Source organism: Sphingomonas leidyi (assembly GCF_011761945.1).
In the GTDB taxonomy this organism is placed as follows: domain Bacteria; phylum Pseudomonadota; class Alphaproteobacteria; order Sphingomonadales; family Sphingomonadaceae; genus Sphingomonas; species Sphingomonas leidyi.
This window is the reverse complement of sequence record NZ_JAASQV010000002.1, coordinates 986,775-1,007,646: the sequence shown is the minus strand read 5'-3', so window position 1 is coordinate 1,007,646 and position 20,872 is coordinate 986,775. Positions and strand designations below refer to the sequence as shown.

Genomic DNA, 20,872 nt, shown 5'->3' with positions numbered 1-20,872 from the left:
CGCGACGCAGGGGCTGTGGAGACCGACATGGAACTGACCCTTGCGACGATCCTCGTCGCCTTTGCCGGCGTATTCCTGATCAGCTTCATGCGCGGTGCATTCGGTGGCGGGTTCGCCATTATCGGCATTCCCCTGCTCTCGCTCGTGATGGACCCGGTCACTGCAGGCGGCCTTCTCGCCCCCCTGTTCATTGCGATGGACCTGGTCGCGCTGCGCTACTGGAAGCCCTCGACCTGGTCGCGGCCGGATCTGAAGCTGCTCGTGCCAGGCCTCGTGATCGGCATCGGCTTTGGCTATCTGGTGTTCCAGATGCTGGATCATCGTGCCATCGCGATCCTGATGGCGGCGATCACCCTTGCCTTTGTCGGGCTCTGGTTCGTGCGCGGCGCCGATGTGACCGTTCGCCCGCGCTCCACGCCCAAGGCGATCGCGGCCGGGTTCACCTCTGGAATCACCACCATGGTCGCCCATTCCGGCGGTCCGCCGCTCGCAATGTATCTGCTGCCGCTGGGCCTGAGCAAGGCACTCTATGCCGGCACCACCAGCCTGTTCTTCACGGTCGGCAATGCGACCAAGCTGGTGCCGTGGCTGCTCCTGTCGCAGCCCGGCGCCAAGACCTGGCAACTGATGGGAATCTGCCTGCTCGCGATCCCCACCGGCATTTGGGCCGGCTGGCGGCTGCACGGCACGCTCGATCAGCGCCAGGTATATCGTGCCTGCTACGGCCTGTTGGTGGTGACGGCGCTGAAGCTGTTGTGGGATGGGATTTCCGGCTACGTCGCGTGACATCGGCGCTCCCGGGCTCCCGGCGCCGCGCGCAAACGCGGCCGAGCGCGTCATGGACAGATGCCGCGCTGCACCCTATCAGCCCGGCGTGGCGCGCGCCTCTTTCGGGTTTCCGGCTGTCGCGTCCTTCCCTCCGAGCCCGTGAAACTGGAGATGCGCCATGGCGTGGCTCGTGCTCGGCATTGCCGTGATCACCGAAATCATCTGGGCGCTCAGCCTCAAATGGGCGGCCATGCAGGGCAACTGGATGGCGTCGGCGGTGCCGATAACGCTCAGCTTCGTGAACATGGGCCTGCTCGCGCTCGCGATGCGCGGCCTGCCGGCGGGCACTGCCTATGCCGTGTGGACGGGCCTGGGCGCGGTGGGCGTCACGATCTTCGGCATCCTGCTGTTCGGCGAGAAGCTCAACCCGGTGCAGATGGGCTTTATCGGCCTGATCATCGTCGGCGTGGTGGGGACCAAGCTGTTCGCCAGCGCATGAGGGCGGCGGAACGGGACGGCATCGGCCCCCGGCCCGATGCCCGCTCGTTTCCAGTCAGGCCCGGCAGCGCGTTGCCGCTAGAATCTCTTTCGGATTTGAAGTCGGATCGTTCGGCCCAACGGATCGATTTCATCATGGGTATAGCCTGTGGGGATCTGGCCGTTGACGAGCGCGACGCGCCGATACCTGTTGAGCAGGTTCTGGACAGTGGCAGATATCTTCCAGCCCTTCGTCAACGGATTGTCGCGCCAGCCCCTGAAGATGTTGTCCGGGTTCAGGAAAGTGGAAAGACCGATCGTTAGCGGCGGGGTGACCCGAAACGCCTGGTCTGGATTGGATCCGGGGCTGACGATGCGCGCGGCGCTGTTCCAGCTTGCACCGAGCGAGGCCCCCAGGCCGCGCGTTCCGACATCGAATTGCAGGCTGACCGTGTGACGCGACAGGCCACTCCCTCCCCTAAGGCGATCGATGACGGGCAATCCCGCTTTGACGAGCATGTCGCTTTTCAGATGGTATGTCTCGTTCAATGCCAGCGTGTATTGAACCGGATCCGCGCGTGCGCCCGGGATCGTCGTTGCGTTGCCGCCGGCAAAGCGCAGCGCCAGGCCACCCGATAGGTCGGCGATACGATCCTTGGCGATATTGATCGATCGCGCGTCGATCGATACGAGATTGCCGTCCGCGTCACGGGCAATACGGTCCTTGAATGCCGCTTCGATCGCCGGCGTCAGCTCCGGCAGCGGGCTTGGCATGTTCTTCGAGACCGTTTGACGATATCCGACATTGAAGGTCAGCATTCCGCTCTTCAGCGGACGCACCATCGCCGAGACCCTCATTTCGCGGCGGCTGCCCCCTTTGAGTGCCGGATTGCCTCCCGTGATCACGATCGGCTCGGCAACAACCTGCTTGGCGTAATCGACCATTCGCATGACGGTCGTGATGATTGGCCCGTCCAACTCCGCCATCGAAGGCGAGGCCTGCTGATCGTCGAGCATCGCTCGGAACTGGACCGCTGAGATGGGGGACCAGGTGACACCGCTGCTCAGGCGCCATTGCGGTTTGCTTTCGCTCATCGACTGCCATCCCGCCGTCAGGTCAACGGACAGGTCTCCGATCGGAGATGGCGGTCCGTTGCCGCGTCGCGCGATCGGGACGGCGAGCCCGGCCTGTACATTTGCCTGATCCCGTGACCTGTCATTGGTCGATATCGCATTCCCCATGGTATCGTGTTGGCGCATGTGCGTGGCGGTGCGGCTGGCATTGCCCGAAAGGCTGATCGTCAGCGGCCCCGCCGGCAGTTGAACGACGCCTTTCTGGAGATCGATTCGAACGCTCCAGTCATCGGACGCGGTTCTTGTCCTCGTCCCCAATAGCAAATGCCGGGGCCAGCGGGCGTAGGGGTTGAAGGCCGGGTCCCCGATATCCAGCAGACGCTGCACGCTTCGCGTGTCGATGCCCGTCTCCAGGAGATTGTCGTTCCGGCTGATGCGGTAGTTGATGCCCAGATTGGCTTGCCATCCGGCGACCGAACCGTTCAACATCAGGGAGCCGCCCAATGATTGTGCAAGATTGTTGGCGCGCAGCGCGCTGATGCCATCGAGCGGCCGCGTCAGCAGGATGGCGCGCGAGAAGGGCGACCAGGGATTGCCTGCCGGCAACACCACCGATGCCATCGGAACCCCGCGTAGCGCTTCGCTGCCAAGGCTATTGGCCGTGAGGGAGAGCGACAGGCCGAACGGACCGACGGGTCGCGCCATGCCGATCGTCAGGCTCACCGATTTTCGCGCGGGTTGTAGCGAAATATATGCATTCGGATCGAACGGGTCGCCCTGCCCCGCAGTAGCGACAAGATCCGCCAGCGCGGGCGGCATGGTAGGCGCGAGGCCCGGAAGAGCGGCGGTTGTGATCGTCGAGCCGGCCGCGGCGCTGAGCGCGGGATCGATCTCACCTCCATCGGGGGCGGAGATGACGCCCGACCGGTCATAGACCCCGGCATCCCGCGGGATGGACCGGGCATTCTTGCGCATGCCGCTGTCACGCCCGATGTTCGCGCGAATATTCCAGCGCGCATCCCCGTGGACGATGGTGCGGGCCGCGATAAGACCATTGCTCATCTGGCCGCCACGAAGGGGAGCCGATGTGCTGGCATCCAGATCGAGGCTGGCGAAATGTTGCTTGAGCACGAGATTGACGACGCGCCTTCCGGGAGCGGCGCCATAGCGCGCGGCCGCTTCCGGTTTGAGAATGGCCAGTCGAGTGAGCGCCTCGGGCGGATAGCCCAGAATTGAACGATCAAAGCCAGCCGGTCTGCCATTGATCAGTAGAACCGGCTCCTCGCCGTCGGGACCGAGAAAGGGCCGAAGGTGCAACAGCAGGTCATCGATCGAGTCCAGACCCTGGGAGGCTATCTGATCCTCGCTGAATTCGGTTTCGGCAGCGACTTGCGCATCGCCGCGCCGGGGCGCGGTGACGACGATGTCATCCTGCCCGGGCTCCCGATCCTGCGCATTGCGCTGCGCCTGATCGCTTGCACGCCGGGTCGCGGCTTCGCCTGCCGCTATCCTGCCATCGGCGGGCGCCGGCGCCAAATTCAGCGTGAGGAGGACGCTAGCAATTGATCGTCTGGACCAGCGCACATTGCAAAATCCGTTGGCGCACCGTACCGCGGCAATTCCCATCCATGCCATCCCAGATGGAAATGGCACCGCGCCGCTCGGAACGACGCGGTGCCTGTTGGACGGGTCTGGGGGCGGGTGCTTCAATCGGCGATCCGCCGGTCGGAGCATCCGCCTACTGCATTGAACAATCGTGCCTTACGGCACGTATGTCAGGGTGCCGACGGTCATGTCGGCCGCCACCGCGCAAGCGCCAACAGTGACGGGTGCCGAAGGATCGACAAATGCGTTCACCTTGGGCCCCGATAGATTGGTATACTCGACCACGTTCGTGTAGATCGTGGACCCGCTGCTGCAAATGACGGTGGACGTGGGAAGATAGGTAACAACTACGTTGCTCAACGAACCGTTCGCCCAGACGCGAGCGGTGACCCCGTAAGCAGAACAAGCCGTTGCCGAATTGTCAAACGTCACATCCACATAGGTACCGGACGAATCTACCGACCCGTTGACAGTTGCGCCGGTGCAGGGGGTGCCATTCACATACCCCGTACCGCTCCCGGAAACCGTCGTCGGCGCCGGGGTAAAGCTCTGCGCATAGGCAGGCATTGCGGTCACGCCGACAAGCGCGGCGACTGCGCTGATAGAAGCCTTCAACATAATCCTTCTCCTACTTGTACGCGACATGAGAGGTGTCGCTCCCCAGATGGTCGCAGAATTTGAGTGCTCCCTGCGAACATCATCGCTCACTTTCATGGAGCGATCCCAGAAGTTCTGGCAAGTTGGACGAAATTACGCGGAATTCACGACTCATTATTGATGAGTCATCAGAATTTCTTCGTCATGCTAAAACCTATTATTCTTGGGTCAAGCGTAAATACATTGGCCGTCAGACCGCTGTCATCGCTATTGATGAACGCATCCGTAATCGGCGTCTTGTTGAATACGTTCTTGATATAGAATTGCGTCGAGAATCCACTTTCCGGACGATCGAGCGTCACGGAGATGTTCGCGTTGTCCCACGACCGCAAACGATCGATCGATGTGTTGTACACACGTGACCAGCTCGAGCTTTGGCGATAATAATCGCCCCTGAACGCGAGATTCCATTCGCCGATCGGGAGTACATATTGCGCGCCAATATTGACTGTCCAATGAGGAGAGTTCGGTAGTTCGTTCCCACCAAGATCAGCGTAAAAACCCCTGCCATTATTTGGCGCATCTGTTGCCGGATTGTACACAATCCCGGTAAGATTGGAGAAATAGCTTCCGGCGGTGAAATTCTTGCCGACTTGCCCACCGCAAAATGTCGACAGATCGCCAGGGCCGCTTGCGTTGTTGAACGAGGATCGTTTGATGATCTTCTCAACAAGCGCGCGCGGCGCAATGCAGTTGGAAGCCAGTTGGATCCAGGGTTTGACAATGACCCAATCCGGATTTCCCTGCGTGCGATTCATGACGTCGACTGACTTCATGCCGTTCGCGATGCGCGTGCCGAGATATCCGACATTGGCGTTCAGGCTGATGCGTCGCGTCGGCCGCCACAGCATTTCGAGCTCGGCACCCCAGATATCGGCATTGTAATTTTCATTCAGAGCAATGCGGTCGACGATCTGGGAAACCTGATAATCCTTGTATTTGTAATAGAAGGCGGTCGCATTCAGCGTCAGCCGTCCGCCGGCCAGGGCATTTTTCGTTCCGACCTCAAACGCATTGACGCTTTCGGGCTTGAAGGTCCGAGGCGCGGGAAAGAATTGCAGATAGGCCGGATTGGCCCCAATTCCCGGAGGGTTGGTGCCGCCCCCTTTGTAGCCATGCGCAAAGGATGCGTAGAACAGGGTCTCGTCCGTGAAAGCGAGGCGTGGCTTCCAATCCACGACGAACCTTCCCGTTACGCGGCCCCATTTCTGCACGATATCCGGTGACGCCTGATATCCCTCGTTGATCAGGCCAAATCCCAGGATCCCCGTGCCGAGGAGCAGTTGCGTCGGGATGGGCGTCGCCGTCTTCCTGTCGTCGGTGTAGCGAAGCCCTGCCGTAACTTTCAGCCGGTCGGCGGCCTTGAAATAGACTTCACCGAACCCCGCATAGGATTCCGTTTTGGCGATATTCTGGCTACGAAAATAATTGTGCCCATTTCCGTTGAGAGAGCTCAATGGATTTGGATCGACATAGGTGCAATCCGCTCCCCCGGTCCACCCGGCACAGTCCCTGACGACGCCGCTGGTATTTCCCGTTCCCAGAACTGTTCTGGCGATGGCGGTGAACAGATTATTGAATACGTAATAATCTTCTTTTATCTTGAAATTTAGATAGTTGACCCCAAGGTTGAACTCCAGCCTTCCGTCGAATGACGATTGCAGGCGGAATTCCTGATACCATTGCTTGCTATGGGAATTGACCATGTCCGCGCCGAGGATGCTGGACGAAGCGCCCAATTGGGGGTCGTCCAAAATACCTCCGATGGCGATGCCCTTGGTCGCCAACGGCCTGGTCCTAAGAGCAAATAGAACGCTCGAATCGTTGAATACACTTCCGCTATTGAATCTATTGTAGTCCTGAAAGGAATGGTATGAATCCTCGGAATATGAGGTGCTGGAATAGAATTTCAGATTCTGCCCCAGGCTTGCCTCGATATTGAGCTGAAGAATATCGTTCTTCGCACGAAACTTGGGATCTATGGCGGTCGCGATCTCTCGAAGATTGCGGGATTGCATCACGCCCGCATAGGGATCTCGCGTATCGTCGATCAACATGATCGGAGCGGCTCCGCCCACGGCTCCGGCCTTGTATCCCAATGAGATCAGGGAGGCGGCCGCGTTGATATAGGGCAGGGAGAAGCCGTTCGGAACGCCATAGGCGCCGTCGTCATAGAGCGAGCCCGGCAAGCAACCCTGGCTCAGGGCGCCCCTGATCACGGGCGTAAGGGCCTTGCCATCCACCGAGGCCGGCCCGGGATCGGTATGACAAAGCTGCTTGCCCGTGCGCGAGCGATTGTCATCTTCGTAGAAATGTTCCCACGCCGCATTGATCCTGAAACTGCGGCCCGGCTGCCAGGTCGCGGTGACGCGGCCGCCCCAGAGGTTGCGGCCGTTGACGCGCTGATCGGTGACGGTGTTGTAGTCATATCCGTCGCGGTTGGTCCAGGCGCCGGCGGCGCGCACGGCGAGCGTATCGGTGATCGGCAGATTGACCATGCCGGTTGCCCGCATCGACTTGTAATTGCCGGTCTCGAGCTTGAACTCGGCGGCAAGCCTGTCGGGGTTGGCGAAATTCGGGATCATGTTGACCACGCCCGCAGTTGCGTTGCGGCCATAGAGGGTGCCTTGCGGCCCGCGCAGCACTTCGACGCGTTGCACGTCGAAATATTCCTGTTCGAACAGACGATTGCGGATCAGCGGGGTATTGTTGAAGCTGACCGCCACGCCAGGATCGGAGGTGACCGATAGCGCCTTGGTGCCGACGCCGCGGATCGAGAAATTGTAGCTCGCGAAATTCGACTTTGAGAATGAGATGTTGGGCACCGCACGGACAAGTTCCGAGCCCCCCTCGATCTTCATTTCATCAAGCGTTTTCGAGGTGAACGCGCTCATCGCAATCGGCACGCTCTGCATCGATTCCCGGCGCTTCTGCGCGGTCACGATGATGTCATTGCTGAATGGCGCTTGCTGCCCGCTTGCGGGCTCCTCGGCTGGCGCTGTCTGTGGCGGGGAGGCCACGAATTGGGCTTTTGGGGCGGCAGATGCCGCGCCTCCCGCCCGGATGATGAAGGAGCCTGCTCGGCCCGGTTGCAGTTCGGCGAAAAGATTCGTCCCCGCGAGCAGTTCGCGCAGGCCCTCTTCCACCGATTTGGTTCCGCGTACGGCATTGGTGCGCTTGCCGCGCACGAGCCTGCCATCCGCCATGATCTGGATGCCGGCCTGTTTCGCAAAGGCCGGAATGCTTTGCTCGGCTACCCCCGCCGAAAGATCGAATGATCGTGTTTGCGCTGCAACCGGACTGCTCGCCGCAATGGCGGCAATTGCTGCGCCGCAGTAAAATGCCGACGATATGCCTTTCACCCGCTACCCCTCCCCCAAGATCGGGAGGCGTACATTGCGCCCCCCTATATAGAGATGCTTGGGCGAAGAGTTTCCGACCCTCCCGTCCAAAGATATTCATTTCCCATTTGTATCTATTCTGATCCCTTCCTGGCTGAACTGGGCGCGGGCATTGAACAATGACGCTACGGAATGCGCGAAATTATCGGGCTCATTGACCTTGAAATACCCGACGATCGGCGAACGCCCCAATTCCCTGTCACCGACGATAATTTTACGCCGATTGTACCGATTGAGCTCCTCGACCGCGTAATCGAGCGTCTCACCATTGAGGGCCAGGTCGCCATTGCGCCATGCCAATGTGCGGTCGATCTCGCTATCGGTTCGCACTACTACGGCGTTTTGAGCGATATTGACGTCGCGTCCCTTCGCATCCGCGACAAAGGCGCGTTCGCCTTGCGCGATACGCGAGGGCGTCGTGGATTGGTCATCGCGCCACGCCTCGACGACGCCCTCCGTTACCAGAATGTCCACCCCGCCATCGGTTCGGCGCACCGAGAAGGCCGTTCCGACCGCCCTTATGCTGACGTCGCCGGCCCTGACCACGAACGGCCGCGTGCGGTCATGCGCAACCTCGAACCAGGCCTCGCCATCGTCCAGCGAAACATTGCGCATGTTCTTCGACATCGCGACGGTGATACGGCTGGCCGTGTTGACGGTCGCAACCGATCCATCGGCGAGCGGCGTTCGCTTGATCTCGCCCAATTGGGTTACGATCCGTTCGGTGCGCGGCAGCGCCAGAAAGCCCGCTATCCCGACCGCGACCAGCGCAGCCATCCCGCCGCCAACCAGCTTTCGGCGCGACAGCCAATGCGCCCGCTCGATACCATCTCCGAATTCGGGCTCCGAATCCGGCACATGTCCCGATACATGCGGCGCATCGTTGAAGCCTAGCCCGGCGAGCGCACGGCCGCGATCGAGAAAGGCCAGCGCGGCATCCGCGCGCAGCAACGCACCGGCACGCCGCTCGTCGCCTGCGAGCCATGTCTCGAACGCGCGTTGTTCCGGCTCGGACAGCGGACCATTCTCACGGCGAATGGCCCAATCCGCCGCTTCGCTGTCATTCGAAGCCGACGTCACGCAGTTTCCTTTCGATACGCTGTTTTGCCGGGCTGGCGGCTTCACGATTGCCGCCCGCGATGGCCTTCAGGATCAATCGCAATCCACGGGCCGAGAGCTTTTCGACGATATGCTCCGAAACGCCCATCCGAGCGGCAATCTCTCGCTGCGGCACGCCTTCGATCCGCCGCATCTCGAAAATTTCCCGGCAGGGCGAGGGAAGGGACGCGATCATCCGATGGACCCGCTCGAGATCGATCCTTGCCGCCGCATGGCGCTCGGGTCCGGGATCGTCGTCGGCGAGCGTCAGCTCATCATAATCGGAGAGGCTGTCGATCCGTACGATCCGCTCGCGCCGCACGCGCAGCAGCATCGCCGAGCGCGCCACGGTGAACAGATAGCCACGCCCATTGCGAATATGCGCCACGCTATCGAGGTGCGAGATTCTCAAATATGCGTCCTGCATGATATCGTCGATCTCGTATTCGGGGACGCCGACCGAGCGCAGCTTGTCGCGCACGGCGCTTTCGTGCGGAACGACATTCCCCGCAACCCAGGCTACCAGTTCGGCGCGATCCTGCCTCACGATCCGCAGCCCCCCTTTTTTATCTTCCTAAGACTATAGATGCTTGGGCGCGTAATTTCCGACCCCCCGGATCGATGAAAATGAAGTCGAAGCCGGACCGTTCGGCACGGCAAGGTGCGCAGAACCGGCTCTTGGGCCCGGCAGCTCCCGCGACATGGACTCAATTACTGCAATGGATAGGCAATTCGGGCGATGCCGCTAGGCGAAGCGGCCGAGCCGGAAATTGGCAAGCGGATCGGCGACTACGCCGTCCAGTATCTCCAGCGCGGCCAGCCGGCCCAGCGCGGGCGCCAGCGTGACGCCGCTATGGGTGACCGCGACATAGAGGCCGCCCAGGCGCGGCGCGAAGCCGACGACCGGCAAGGAATCCCTGGGGACCACGCGCTGGCCAATGCTGACCCGTTCGATCTCGGCCTTCCCCAAAGCGGGAAGATAGCAGGCGGCGGCGTCCTGGATGGCCTTCCCGAAGGCCTCCACTCCGGCACCCGCCGGTGCCCCGCCTTCATGCCCGCTGATGCTGGCTACGAAGCGCCCGTCGGCCATCTGCTTGAAGGTGCTGCGCGGCCCGAAGACGACTCGATCGAGCGCCGGCCTTTGCGGCCTTGTGTGGAGGAGGACGCCGGGCGAAGCGGTGAGCGGCAGCTGCACGCCGGCCTGTGCCGCCAGCGCCTCGCTGCCCAGGCCGGCCGCCAACACCACGGTATCCGCCTCGATCGCGCCGTCCGCCGTTCGTACGCCAACGACCTTCCCTTCCCGGACGATGAGCGAATGCACCGCCACTGGCGCCCGCAGCTTCGCCCCGAGCCTGCCCGCCCGCTCGAGCAGCGCGGCCACCGCACCGGCCGGGTCCACCGCGCCCTCTTCAGGGAAGAAGGCCGCCACCGAGACCGGGCCGATGGCGAGCCCCGGCAACAGCGCCTGGAGCCCGGGCGCGTCCAGGCGACGCCCGGCATAGCCCCATTGCTGCGCGATCCGCAGGCTCTCGCCCAGCTTCGCGGACTCGGCTTCGCTATCGCGCCAATAGGTGGCACCACCCCATTGCAGGGGAAGCGCCGCCCCCGGCTCCCGCTGCCAGATCCGCCAGCCGGCCATGCCCAGCCAGTTCAGCTGGAAATAGGGCCGCGAGCCGGTCTTGGTCGAGGCGTTGAGATAGGCGAAGGAATCGCCCGTCGCCCCCGCCGCAGGCTTGGACTTCTCGAGGAGGGTGACCGTCACGCCGCGCTTTGCGAGTTCGTAGGCGATTGCGGCGCCGACGATCCCCGCACCGATCACGATCGCCGAACGGCTCCCCGGTGCAACGGGACGGGCACGCGCTGCCCCGGGGAACAGCGGAACGGCGGAGAGCAGCCCCAATGTCGCGCGGCGGTCGATCCTCACTTGCCGGCCTTCGGCTTGGCGAGCGCCTGCACCTGGCCCCAGACACGCAGGAAGTTGCCGCCCCACAGCTTCGCGATATCCGCCTCGCCATAGCCGCGACGCTGCAGCTCGGCGGTGATGTTGACGGACTCGCCGACATCGTTCCAGCCGATGACGCCGCCACCATGGTTGAAGTCGGACGAGATGCCGACATGCTCGATGCCGATCTTCTTCACGACATAGTCGATCTGGTCGGCATAATCCTTCAGCGTCGCGCGATAGTCCGGGCTGCCGGTGATCTCATGGAATTCCGCGCTGTACTTCGCAAAGACCTCGGGCGGGAGCACCTTCACGCCCTTGTCCGACAGCGGCTGGATGCCCGCAGGCGTCTTGTCCTCGGGAATGCCGTAGCGGCGGCGGATCGCATTGAGCTTGGCAAGCGCTTCGGGCGGAAAGGCCTTCACCCAGGAGCTATAGGCGTTGATCGCGACCACGCCGCCCCTGGCCGCGATCGCCTGCAACGTAGCGTCGTCGAGGTTGCGCGGATGATCGATCACCGCGCGCGCGTTCGAATGCGAGGCGATCACCGGCGCGCGACTCAGCTCCAGCACCTGCCGCACCGCCTGCCCCGTGATCTGCGACACGTCGATGACCACGCCGAGATCGTTGAGCCGAGCGACGGCCTGCCGCCCGAGCGGCGAGAGCCCGCCATGTTCGCTCGGCTTGTCGCCGCGCAGCAGATTGGGCCGGGCGGAATCCGCCAGGTCGTTGTCGCCGGCATGGGTGAAACCGAAGATCGACACGCCCTTGTCGTGCCAGGCGTCGAGCTGGCGCAGATCCTTGCCGATCAGATTGCCGTTGAGGACCGACAGGATGATCGCAACCCGGCCCGAGCCCTCGATCGCGCGCAGCGCCTCGGGCGAATGGGCAATCGCGGCCTGTTCGGGATAGCGCGCGACCACGCCCTGGATGGCGGACAGCTTCTGCTGCCCCTTGGCCGCTGCTTCGGCATAGCCGGCGGGCGTCCGGGCGTTCTGAGGCACGAAGATCGCCAGCACCACGCCCTTCAGCCGGCCGCGCTTCGCCTTGACGAAGTCGAACTGGTCGGGGCCGTCCTTGCCCGGATCATGCTCCCCGGTGCCGAAGTCGAAGGGAATGTCGAGATGGTTGTCGAGATTGGGCAGCCGCTCCTGGAGGGCGGTCGCCGCCTGGAGCTGTTCCGGCGTGAAGCTCTGGGCATGCGCGCCGGCAAGGGGCAGCGCCGTTCCTGCCAGCAGCAGGAGCAGCTTCGAACGAAGGGCAAATCGGGCCATGGAATGTCTCGCTTGGAAAGAGGGATTATTGCGCGGGGCGAGTCAGCTGGCGGGCGATGAGCTGCCAGCCGCGCCGACCCTTGGTCCACACGTCGAGGCCCGAGAGGCGCGCGGTGCTGGTGGTGCCGTCGTCCTTGCTCAGGTGGAACGTCCAGCCGGCGGTGACATAGGCGACATCGCCGTAGCTGCGGACCCGGGCATCGGCGATGTCCACCGCGGTGAAGCGCTTGCCTGGCGCCAGGGTCCGGTCGATCTGCGCAGCCTTGGAAAGCACCTCGCCATCGGTATGGCCGTAGGAAAGGTCGGGGTGAAACGCGGCGTCCAGCCCTGCCCGGTCGCCCTTCACGACAGCGACGCGATAGGCGTCGATAGCCGCGATCACTGCCGCGCGTGTCCCGGCGGGGCCATGTTCCTCGACCGCTACATGCTCCTGCGCGAGGACGGGAATGGAGGACAGGCTGGCGGCGCCGGAAAGGCCGGCCGCGGCGATCAGTAATGCACTGAGATATCTGGATTTCATGGGAAGGGGCTCCTTAGAAGGACAGGTCCAGGCGAGCGAAATAGGTGCGGCCGGCACCGCCTTCGGGCGACAGGCCCGAATAGAGGGCGACCACGGGATTGCGGGCGGCGGGCAGGACCTGGTCGGGATGGCTATCGAGCAGGTTGTTGATGCCGGCCGAGACGCGCGCATTGGCGAACAGCCGGTAGCCCGCGGAGAGATTGACGACCTCCTGCGGCCCGAAGCGCTGGTCATAGGCGACCACCGCATTGCGCGCCCAATAGGTGCCGTAGCGGGTGCCGGAGAGATGCGCGTCGAACCCGCCATTGGTGTAGTCGGCCGCCAGGCGCACGAAGGTGTCGGGGTTCCATTCCTCGATCAGCCCGCGCGCCTCGTGCCCGATCAGCGTCAGGCCGCTGCCCGCCAGCACCGCCGGGGTCGCCTTGATGTGCGTGATCCTGGTATCGCTCAGATTGAAGCCGGCGCTCAGGTCGAGCTTCTGGTCCTGGCCGAGGCGCCAGCGATAGCGCGCGGTCGCGTCGATGCCGCGCGTGCGGGTATCGACGGCGTTGGTGAAATATTGCGCGCCCGAATAGGTCGGAAAGCCGGCGCTGGTGAGCACCTGGCGGACCAGCGTGCCGGTCAGCGTCTCGGACAAGGCGATGCGGTCGTCGATCGTCGTCTGGTAGAAATCGACCGTCACCGACAGGTCGCTGCTCGGCGTCCAGACGAGGCCGGTCGACAGGTTGGTCGCCCTTTCCGGCTTGAGCGGCGTCGCGCCGAGCGCACGGGCGACCGCACTGTCCACGCGGGCGAGCTTGTTCGTCGCGAGCACGCCGTTGGTGATGTTCGGAATCGTGCGCGAATAGGCGGACTGGCCAAGCGACGGCGCGCGGTAGCCGGTGCCGGCGCTACCGCGCCAGGCGAGCTTCGGCGTTACTTCATAGCGCAGCGCCAGGCGGGCGTTCGCGGTCGTGCCGAAGTCGGAATAATGCTCGACGCGTCCGGACGCGGTTACCCGCAGGCCCTTGGCGAGTTCGGTCTCGAGCTCGAGATAGCCGCCGACGACGTCGCGCGTGCTGCGCCCCGCGTCATCGGGCGAGAAGCCGCCAAAGCCCTGCGAAGCCGGGGTCGCCACCTTGCCGGCATTGGGACCGTCGAGGATCGGCACGCCGCCATTGGCCCAGGAGCCATGGTCGCCCTCGAACACCTGGTAAGCCTCGTGGCGATAGGCCAGGCCCGCCGCGACGTTGAGCGGCGCGCGCAGGAAACCGGTCTCGAAGGGGCGCTTCCAGTCGAAGGTGACATTGGCCTGTTCGTTGAGCAGGTCGCCGGTATCGAACGAGGTCGGGCTGGCAGTGCCCAGGCTGGCATTGTTGGTGTTGTAGACCAGGCTCTCCACCCGGTTGCGGCCATAATTGGCCCCCAGGTCGAAATCGCCCGCCTTGCCCGACCAGCGCGCGCCGCCGCCGATCGAGGCGTCACGCGAATGGACACGCAGGAAGGGCTGGAAGCCGTCAGGGAACAATGCGCGCACCGTCTGGTCGGCACTGGGCTGCCGCAGATTGCCGAAGCCCTCGTCCTTCCGCCAGCCATAGCTGCCGCTGAGATAGAGCGTCACTCCACCGACCGTGCTCTCGGCATTGAGCAGCAGGTTTTCGCGCTTGGTGGCGCCGCTGCCATAGAACCAGTTGCGGTTGGGATAGTTTGCCTCGCGCGGATCGCCGGCGAAATACATGGTGCGGTTGTCGCGCCCGGAAAGGCGGGTGCGCCCGATGTCCCACACGTCGAAGGCCAGCGTGACCGAGCCGTCGCCCGGCAGCTTGGCGCCGATCGAACCTTCGATGCTTTTGGTCTCGCCATCGCCCTTGTCGTTGACGCCGTACTGAACCGCGAGATTGCCGTGCCCGGCCTGCTTCTTGAGCACGATGTTGACCACGCCTGCGATGGCGTCCGAGCCATATTGCGCGGATGCCCCGTCGAGCAGCACCTCCACGCGCTCGATCGCGCTCAGGGGAATGCTGTTGAGGTCGACGGTCTGCGCGCCCTTGGCGACACCACTGCCGGCATTGAGCTGGGCAGTCGCGTGGCGGCGTTTGCCGTTGATCAGCACCAGCGTCTCATCCGCCGCCAGCCCGCGCAGGGACACGCCCTTGACGAAACTCGCCGCGTTCGACGACGGCACCGAGGTCGGGAAATTGAAGGACGGTACGAGGCGCTGGAGCGCTTCGGACAAGGTGCGGGCACCGGTGGCCTGCAGGTCTTCGCCGCTGACGAGCTGGACTGGAGCCGAGCTCTCGAGCGCCTTGTTGCCACTGCGCGAGCCCACGACGACGATGGCGTCCTGCTCGTCCGCGGCGGCACCGGACTGTGCCTGTGCCGGACTGATCAGCGCCAACGGCGCGGTGAGTGCCGCAACCGTCACTCCTCCGAATAAACGGCAGGCGCTTGCGCGCCTTCCAGGCATATTATCCTGATTCGCGCAGTCTTCATGTCGCATGACTATGCTATCCCCCTGAATGGACATCAGGCGGGTTGACCAATATGATTTCAGCACAACTTCTCGACTGCGAATCCCATCAGGAACCTCGCAGAACGGAATCATCATCCCTTTCGGGAATCACTGCAGAAACGCGCAACCCACCTTTGTTTTGCTTGCAGCTAAAAACCTACCGAAATGGTGGGAATTGGCGAGATAGTTAGACTTTGGGCCCAACTAGGCCAGCTATCGCTCCGGCTCCCGCCTGCCCGCGTATCCAATGAGCCGCCGGTGGTTACTTGTCCGGGCGCCGGGCACGTATCGGTGCGAGTGGCCGGTCGGCAATGCGCACCCATTCCTGTCATTCAGGGCAGGCAGGATCAGCTGCCGATTCCATTCGGGCTGCTCAATGCATCAAACTGGCCCAATCCAACCCGAATTTCGCAAGGTACTTGCGAAGCCGATCGGCATCATTGGCCGAGGTTCGACGCGCGCGTGACGCTTGCCGCCACCGTCATCTTCCGGCTCTGATCAGTGAGTCCCGACCCGAGGCTGTTGCCCTTCGGACCGGAGCCAGATCGTCACGCGTAGTCCCGGTCGCGCGTCCTGGAGTTCGAGCGCACCCTGATGCAGCCGGGCAATCGCCTGGACAAGCGGCAGGCCAAGCCCGTGGCCGGCGGGGTTCCGGCGTGCCTCCAGCCGCCCGAAACGACGCAGCGCCAACGGGAAATCGGCCTCGTCTATGCCCTTGCCATCGTCGGTGACCCTCAGCGCCACTCGATCCTCGCAACGCTCGATCACCAGCGTCACCCTGGTGCCAGGTCCATTGTGATTGAGGGCGTTCTCGATCAGATTGGTCATCGCCTGAGAGAGAAGCTCCACATCTCCGTCGACGAGAATGTCCGGCTCGATATCTGACAGAAGCTGACAGCCCTTGTCTTCCGCGACCGCGGAATAGCTTTCGACGACCATCGCGGACTGAGCGCTGAGATCGAACGTCCTGAAATACCGGCGCACGGTACCGGATTCGACTTCCGATATTCGCAGCAATGCCGAGAAGAGCGACAGGATGCGCTCGCTGTCTCCGATCGCGGCATCGACGGTTTCCAGCCCCGGCGAACCCGGCGGTATCTCTTCTAGCGCTCTTTCCAGCCGGTTCTGCAGATGCGTGATCGGCGTGCGGAGTTCGTGCGCGACATCGCTGGAAACCTGGCGGAGGTTGCCGATCAACGCTTCGACGCGACCGAACATCGAGTTGAACGTACTCGCCAGCTGGTCGAATTCGTCGCCATGGCCGCTGAGCGCGATGCGGGAGTCGAGATGACCGGCGATGATCGCAACTGCCGTGCGGTTCATCAGGTCGAGCCGGCGGCGGATCGCCCGCTCGAACAGCAGCCCGCATCCGATCGCCAACACGATCAACACAAGTAACGCCAGCGCAAGGAGAACAAGGGTAGTGCGCAACAACGCGGCCGCCGGCGCCGTATCCGTGGCGACGGTCAGGCGCAGCCCATCGTCGAGAGGAGCGGTAAGGGCGCGGACCGGAATTCCGTTGCCGGCATCGTCACGGAAGACGGCATCACGCCAGCCGATGGCGAGCAGGGGATGGCCGCGCTCGCCCGACAGGCGATGGCCCCAGGCGTTCACCAGAACATAGTCGAAGCTGCCGCCACGCTCGTCATCCTCGTCGATCGCGGCGAGCAGGGCCCTGTTCCCGCCCTGCTTCTGAAGATGGCGCAGGCTGCGCATCTCCGCTTCGATGCGGGCATCGATCTGGCCCCTGATCGCGTCGTGCCCGACGAGATATGCGATCCCCCCCAGCAATACTCCGGCGATTACCAGCCCGGCGACGAAGAGCAGCGTGATCTGTCGTGCGCTTCGCACGCCTCTAGCAATCATCCCGGAGCCTGTAGCCAACCCTGCGCGCCGTCTGGATCGCATCGGAGGCGAACCCGGCATTCAGCTTCTGGCGCAGCCTGCTCATATGGGTTTCGACGATATTGGTGTCCGGGTGGAAATGGAAATTCCAGACGTTTTCCAGCATCATCGCCTTGGAGACATATCTCCCCTCGTGCAGGACAAGCTGTTCCAGCAGTTCGAACTCGCGCGGCTGCAGCATGATCCGCTGGCCGGCGCGCCAGGCTTCGCGGCGACGGCGGTTGATCGTGATCGACGCATATTCATGAACGTCCTGAAACGCGCCCTTCGATCGGCGGAACAGCGCATCTATACGCGCGAGCAGTTCCGCCTGCGCGAACGGCTTCACCAGATAGTCGTCCGCGCCGTGCCGCAGTCCTTCCACCCGATCCTCGATGGATCCGAGCGCGGTCAGCATCAATACGGGATTGGTGAAGCCCGATTTGCGCAAGCTGTCGACGACGAGCACCCCATCGCCATCGGGCAGGATGCGATCGACGATCAGCAGATCGAAATGCTCATTCTTGGTCTCCACCAGCCCGGATTGCCCTTCCGGCACCTGTCGTACCTCGTGCCCGGCATTGGACAGGCAAGCGCCGATATAGTCTGCGATGGCGATATCGTCTTCGATCAGAAGCAAGCGCATCCATCGGCTCTGCCGCCACAAGGTTACAGTTTTCAGACGGCCGTTCGTTCGTTCGTCGGCGGCGCCAGCCCGATCGCGAAGATAAAATTGCCCCAAGGTTGGCCCCGCCGAGCGTCATTGTAACGGGACCGTCACACGGCATTCCTAGCCGCCGCCGCCAGAACGGCGGGGTCGCCCCGTTATTCCGTTCGCCAGGATATCGGGGGTCACCATGAACGCCATTCACCGTCGCCGCAGCTCCTTTGCGCTCGCCGCATCCGTCATGACGATTGCCCTTGTGGGTGCGATGCCGCCCGCGCTGGCGCAGGACTCCGCAACGACCGGGCGGGCGCAGGCGAATGCAAGCATCCTCTCCGGCCGCGTGCATGACGAAAACGGCTCCCCCCTGCCCGGCGCGCGCGTCGTCGTGCCCGAGCTGAACAGCGAAACCACCACCGATCTCCAGGGCGAGTTCGTGATGCCGGCACCGGCGCAGGGCGAAGTGACGGTCCGCGTCGAATATCTCGGCCGCCCGGACGCAAGCACGCCGGTGACCCTGGCGGATCGCAGGATAGTCGTCGACATCACCGTGCCCCGCGGCGCCTCGAGCGATATCGTGGTGACCGGCGCTTCGATCGTCGACAACACCGCGCGGGCCCTCAACCAGCAGCGACAGGCCGACAATACGGTCAGCATCGTCTCGGCCGACGCCATCGGTCGCTTCCCGGATCCGAACATCGCCGAGGCGCTGCAGCGCGTTTCCGGCATCGGCATCGAGCGCGATCAGGGCGAGGGCCGCTACATCAACATCCGCGGCGCACCGATGGAGTTCAGCACCGTCACCATCGACGGCGCGACGGTTGCCGCTCCCAGCCCGACGACCCGCGCGATCGACCTTGACACCATTCCGTCGGACATCGTCGCGAACCTCGAGGTGACCAAGAGCCTGCTGCCGAGCCAGGATGCCGACGCGATCGCGGGCTCGGTGAACATCGCCACCCGCTCGGCCTTCGACAGCAAGGGCTTCCGCCTCAGCGCATCGGCCGGCGCCAGCTACAACGACTATGGCGGCACGAGCGACAGGCGCGGTTCGCTTTCGATCAGCAACCGCTTCGGCGCCGACCGGCAATTCGGCATCCTGCTCGCCGGCAGCTATTCCAAGACGGATCGCCAGCTCGACAATGTCGAGAATGGCTGGGCGGTCAATGCCGCCGGACAGGTGCGCCTCGTCGAGACCCTGTTCAAGGACTATGACACCAAGCGCGAGCGCGTTTCGCTCAACGGCGCGCTCGAATGGCGCCCCTCGCCGGGCAACCGGCTCTATGCCCGCGGTTCCTTCTCGCAATTCACGGACGACGAATATCGCAATCGCCTGAGCATCCTGTGGAGCGAAGGCGCGATGGCCGCGGGATCGACGGATAGCCGCGCGACCTTCTCGAACACCCGTATCGAGAAGCAGATCCGCCACCGCGTGCAGCGCAACAAGATCTATACCGGCGCCGTGGGCGGCGAAAACCTGATCGGCGAAGGCAAGGTCGAATATTCCGCGAGCTATTCGGAATCGAAGCAGACCTATCCGCGCCGCGACGAATTGCTGTTCCGCTCGTCGCTGCGCCCCACCCTCAGCTATGATTTCGCCAATCCGGACAATCCGACCTACTCGCTGTTCACGACGAACGAGCATCTCCAGGCCGATCGCTATGCGTTCCGCGAAAATGCCTATCGCGCGAACGATACGCTGAACAAGGAATGGGGTCTTTCGGCGAAGGTCGAGCTGCCCGTCGACCTCGGCGGCCAGCAGGTGATGGTCAGCTTCGGCGGCCGCTATCGCGATCGCGACGTCGTGTCGGACGAAGAGCGTTTCCGTGACCGCCGTGCGTCCGCGGCGCCCAGCGGTTCGCTGACCAGCTTCCTCACCGACGAGCGCTCGGCGAACTTCAACTACAATCTCGGCTACAAGATCGATCCGGGCAAGGCGGACGCCTATTTCGATGCGACCAAGGGCGCGTCCGAGCGGCGCATTCCACAATCGATCACGGCCGACTATCGGGCGAGCGAGAAGATCCTCGGCCTGTTCGGCATGGCCAAGGCGGAATTCGGGCGCACCACGGTGATCGCGGGCGTCCGCTACGAAGCGACGGATTTCGAGGGATCGGCGCCCACCGTTGCGCTCAACGGCACGGTCGGCAAGGCGAATGTCGGCTCGCACTATGGCAAATGGTTCCCGAACCTGACCGTGCGGCAGGCGTTCACGCCGGAGCTGATCGGCCGCTTCGCGCTCAGCCGCGGAATCAACCGGCCGAATTTCGTCGATCTGGTGCCGCGTCAGCTCGACGAGACCGACAGCAGCCTGACGCGCATCACCGAGGGCAATCCCAATCTGCGGCCGACGCTCTCCAATAATGTGGACGCGGGCCTGGAATATTATATTCGGCCGGTCGGCCTGATCTCGGTCAACGCCTTCTACAAGGACCTGACCGACTATCGCTACACGCTGAGCCGCACCGTCGGCAGCACCATCTATGTGCGCCCGGAAAATGCGCCCGATGGACATCTGGCGGGTATCGAGGTGAACTGGCAGCAGCAGTTCACCTTCCTGCCCGGCCTGCTCAGCGGCTTTGGCGTGTTCGCCAATTACACCTGGACGGACGCCGAGATAAAATTGTCGCAGGCCTTTGCCGGCCGCCGGGTGATGCCGTTGCCGGGCCAGTCGAAGTCGAGCTGGAACGCCGCCCTGTTCTACGAGAAGGGCCCGTTCAACGCGCGCCTCTCCTATACCAAGCGCAGCGACTATCTGAACGCAGTGGACGCCAACGAGCCGCGGCTCGATCTCTATTGGGAAGGGCGCGGCCAGCTCGACGCGACCGCCAGCTATCAGGTCGTGAAGCAGGCCACCATATTCGTGGAAGCCAAGAACCTGACCAATTCGCCGGGCGTTCGCTATTATGGCGTGCGTGAGCGCGTCTACGAATATGAGAAGTTCGGCTATTCGATCTTCGGCGGCATCCGCATCAAGCTCTAAACGGGTCGTTCCGGGCTCGAGCAGGTCGAGCCCG

At 63.3% G+C, this 20,872-nt stretch carries 14 protein-coding genes; 3 read left to right on the top strand and 11 right to left on the bottom strand.

The window, feature by feature from the left end; translation table 11 throughout:
* Positions 1 to 27: 27 nt before the first annotated feature.
* Together FHR20_RS14590 and FHR20_RS14585 are read left to right on the top strand one after the other, a co-directional pair.
* Complete coding sequence (locus FHR20_RS14590; protein ID WP_167300288.1) at positions 28 to 786, top strand: sulfite exporter TauE/SafE family protein; 759 nt, start codon at positions 28 to 30, stop codon at positions 784 to 786.
* Between the two features lie 160 nt (positions 787 to 946).
* Positions 947 to 1,267: a DMT family transporter gene (locus FHR20_RS14585; RefSeq protein ID WP_167300287.1), complete on the top strand. Its 321-nt coding sequence runs from the start codon at positions 947 to 949 to the stop codon at positions 1,265 to 1,267.
* 77 nt (positions 1,268 to 1,344) lie between these two features.
* On the opposite strand, the gene FHR20_RS14580 is transcribed toward FHR20_RS14585, so the two are convergent.
* From FHR20_RS14580 to FHR20_RS14530, 11 genes are all read right to left on the bottom strand, one after another.
* On the bottom strand, positions 1,345 to 3,945 hold the full coding sequence (locus FHR20_RS14580) for a porin family protein (protein ID WP_167300286.1): 2,601 nt from the start codon (positions 3,943 to 3,945) through the stop codon (positions 1,345 to 1,347).
* A gap of 135 nt (positions 3,946 to 4,080) precedes the next feature.
* The gene (locus FHR20_RS14575) at positions 4,081 to 4,542 is read right to left on the bottom strand and encodes a hypothetical protein (protein ID WP_167300285.1); all 462 of its coding nucleotides are present in this window, start codon (positions 4,540 to 4,542) and stop codon (positions 4,081 to 4,083) included.
* A gap of 167 nt (positions 4,543 to 4,709) precedes the next feature.
* The gene (locus FHR20_RS14570) at positions 4,710 to 7,943 is read right to left on the bottom strand and encodes a TonB-dependent receptor (RefSeq protein ID WP_341786455.1); all 3,234 of its coding nucleotides are present in this window, start codon (positions 7,941 to 7,943) and stop codon (positions 4,710 to 4,712) included.
* Positions 7,944 to 8,039: 96 nt separating this feature from the next.
* Positions 8,040 to 9,062, bottom strand: coding sequence for a FecR domain-containing protein (locus tag FHR20_RS14565; protein ID WP_167300284.1), 1,023 nt, complete (start codon positions 9,060 to 9,062; stop codon positions 8,040 to 8,042).
* Positions 9,043 to 9,561 (bottom strand): sigma-70 family RNA polymerase sigma factor, encoded by a 519-nt coding sequence (locus FHR20_RS14560; RefSeq protein ID WP_208413590.1) that lies wholly within the window; start codon positions 9,559 to 9,561, stop codon positions 9,043 to 9,045. Before FHR20_RS14560 ends, FHR20_RS14565 begins: the two co-directional genes overlap by 20 nt.
* Positions 9,562 to 9,825: 264 nt before the next feature.
* Entirely contained in the window at positions 9,826 to 11,004 is a 1,179-nt protein-coding gene (locus tag FHR20_RS14555; RefSeq protein ID WP_341786454.1) for an NAD(P)/FAD-dependent oxidoreductase, read from the bottom strand.
* Positions 11,001 to 12,296 (bottom strand): dipeptidase, encoded by a 1,296-nt coding sequence (locus FHR20_RS14550; RefSeq protein WP_167300282.1) that lies wholly within the window; start codon positions 12,294 to 12,296, stop codon positions 11,001 to 11,003. Before FHR20_RS14550 ends, FHR20_RS14555 begins: the two co-directional genes overlap by 4 nt.
* Positions 12,297 to 12,321: 25 nt before the next feature.
* A complete protein-coding gene (locus FHR20_RS14545) occupies positions 12,322 to 12,816 on the bottom strand; it encodes a nuclear transport factor 2 family protein (RefSeq protein WP_167300281.1) in 495 nt (164 codons plus the stop codon).
* 13 nt (positions 12,817 to 12,829) lie between these two features.
* A complete protein-coding gene (locus tag FHR20_RS14540; protein WP_341786453.1) occupies positions 12,830 to 15,220 on the bottom strand; it encodes a TonB-dependent receptor plug domain-containing protein in 2,391 nt (796 codons plus the stop codon).
* 585 nt (positions 15,221 to 15,805) lie between these two features.
* Entirely contained in the window at positions 15,806 to 17,158 is a 1,353-nt protein-coding gene (locus tag FHR20_RS22895; protein WP_167300279.1) for an ATP-binding protein, read from the bottom strand.
* 4 nt (positions 17,159 to 17,162) lie between these two features.
* Entirely contained in the window at positions 17,163 to 17,933 is a 771-nt protein-coding gene (locus FHR20_RS14530) for a response regulator transcription factor (RefSeq protein ID WP_341786452.1), read from the bottom strand.
* A gap of 166 nt (positions 17,934 to 18,099) precedes the next feature.
* Here FHR20_RS14530 and FHR20_RS14525 point away from each other — a divergent pair, with 166 nt between their 5' ends.
* Complete coding sequence (locus FHR20_RS14525; RefSeq protein WP_208413589.1) at positions 18,100 to 20,838, top strand: TonB-dependent receptor; 2,739 nt, start codon at positions 18,100 to 18,102, stop codon at positions 20,836 to 20,838.
* The last annotated feature ends 34 nt before the right edge of the window (positions 20,839 to 20,872 follow it).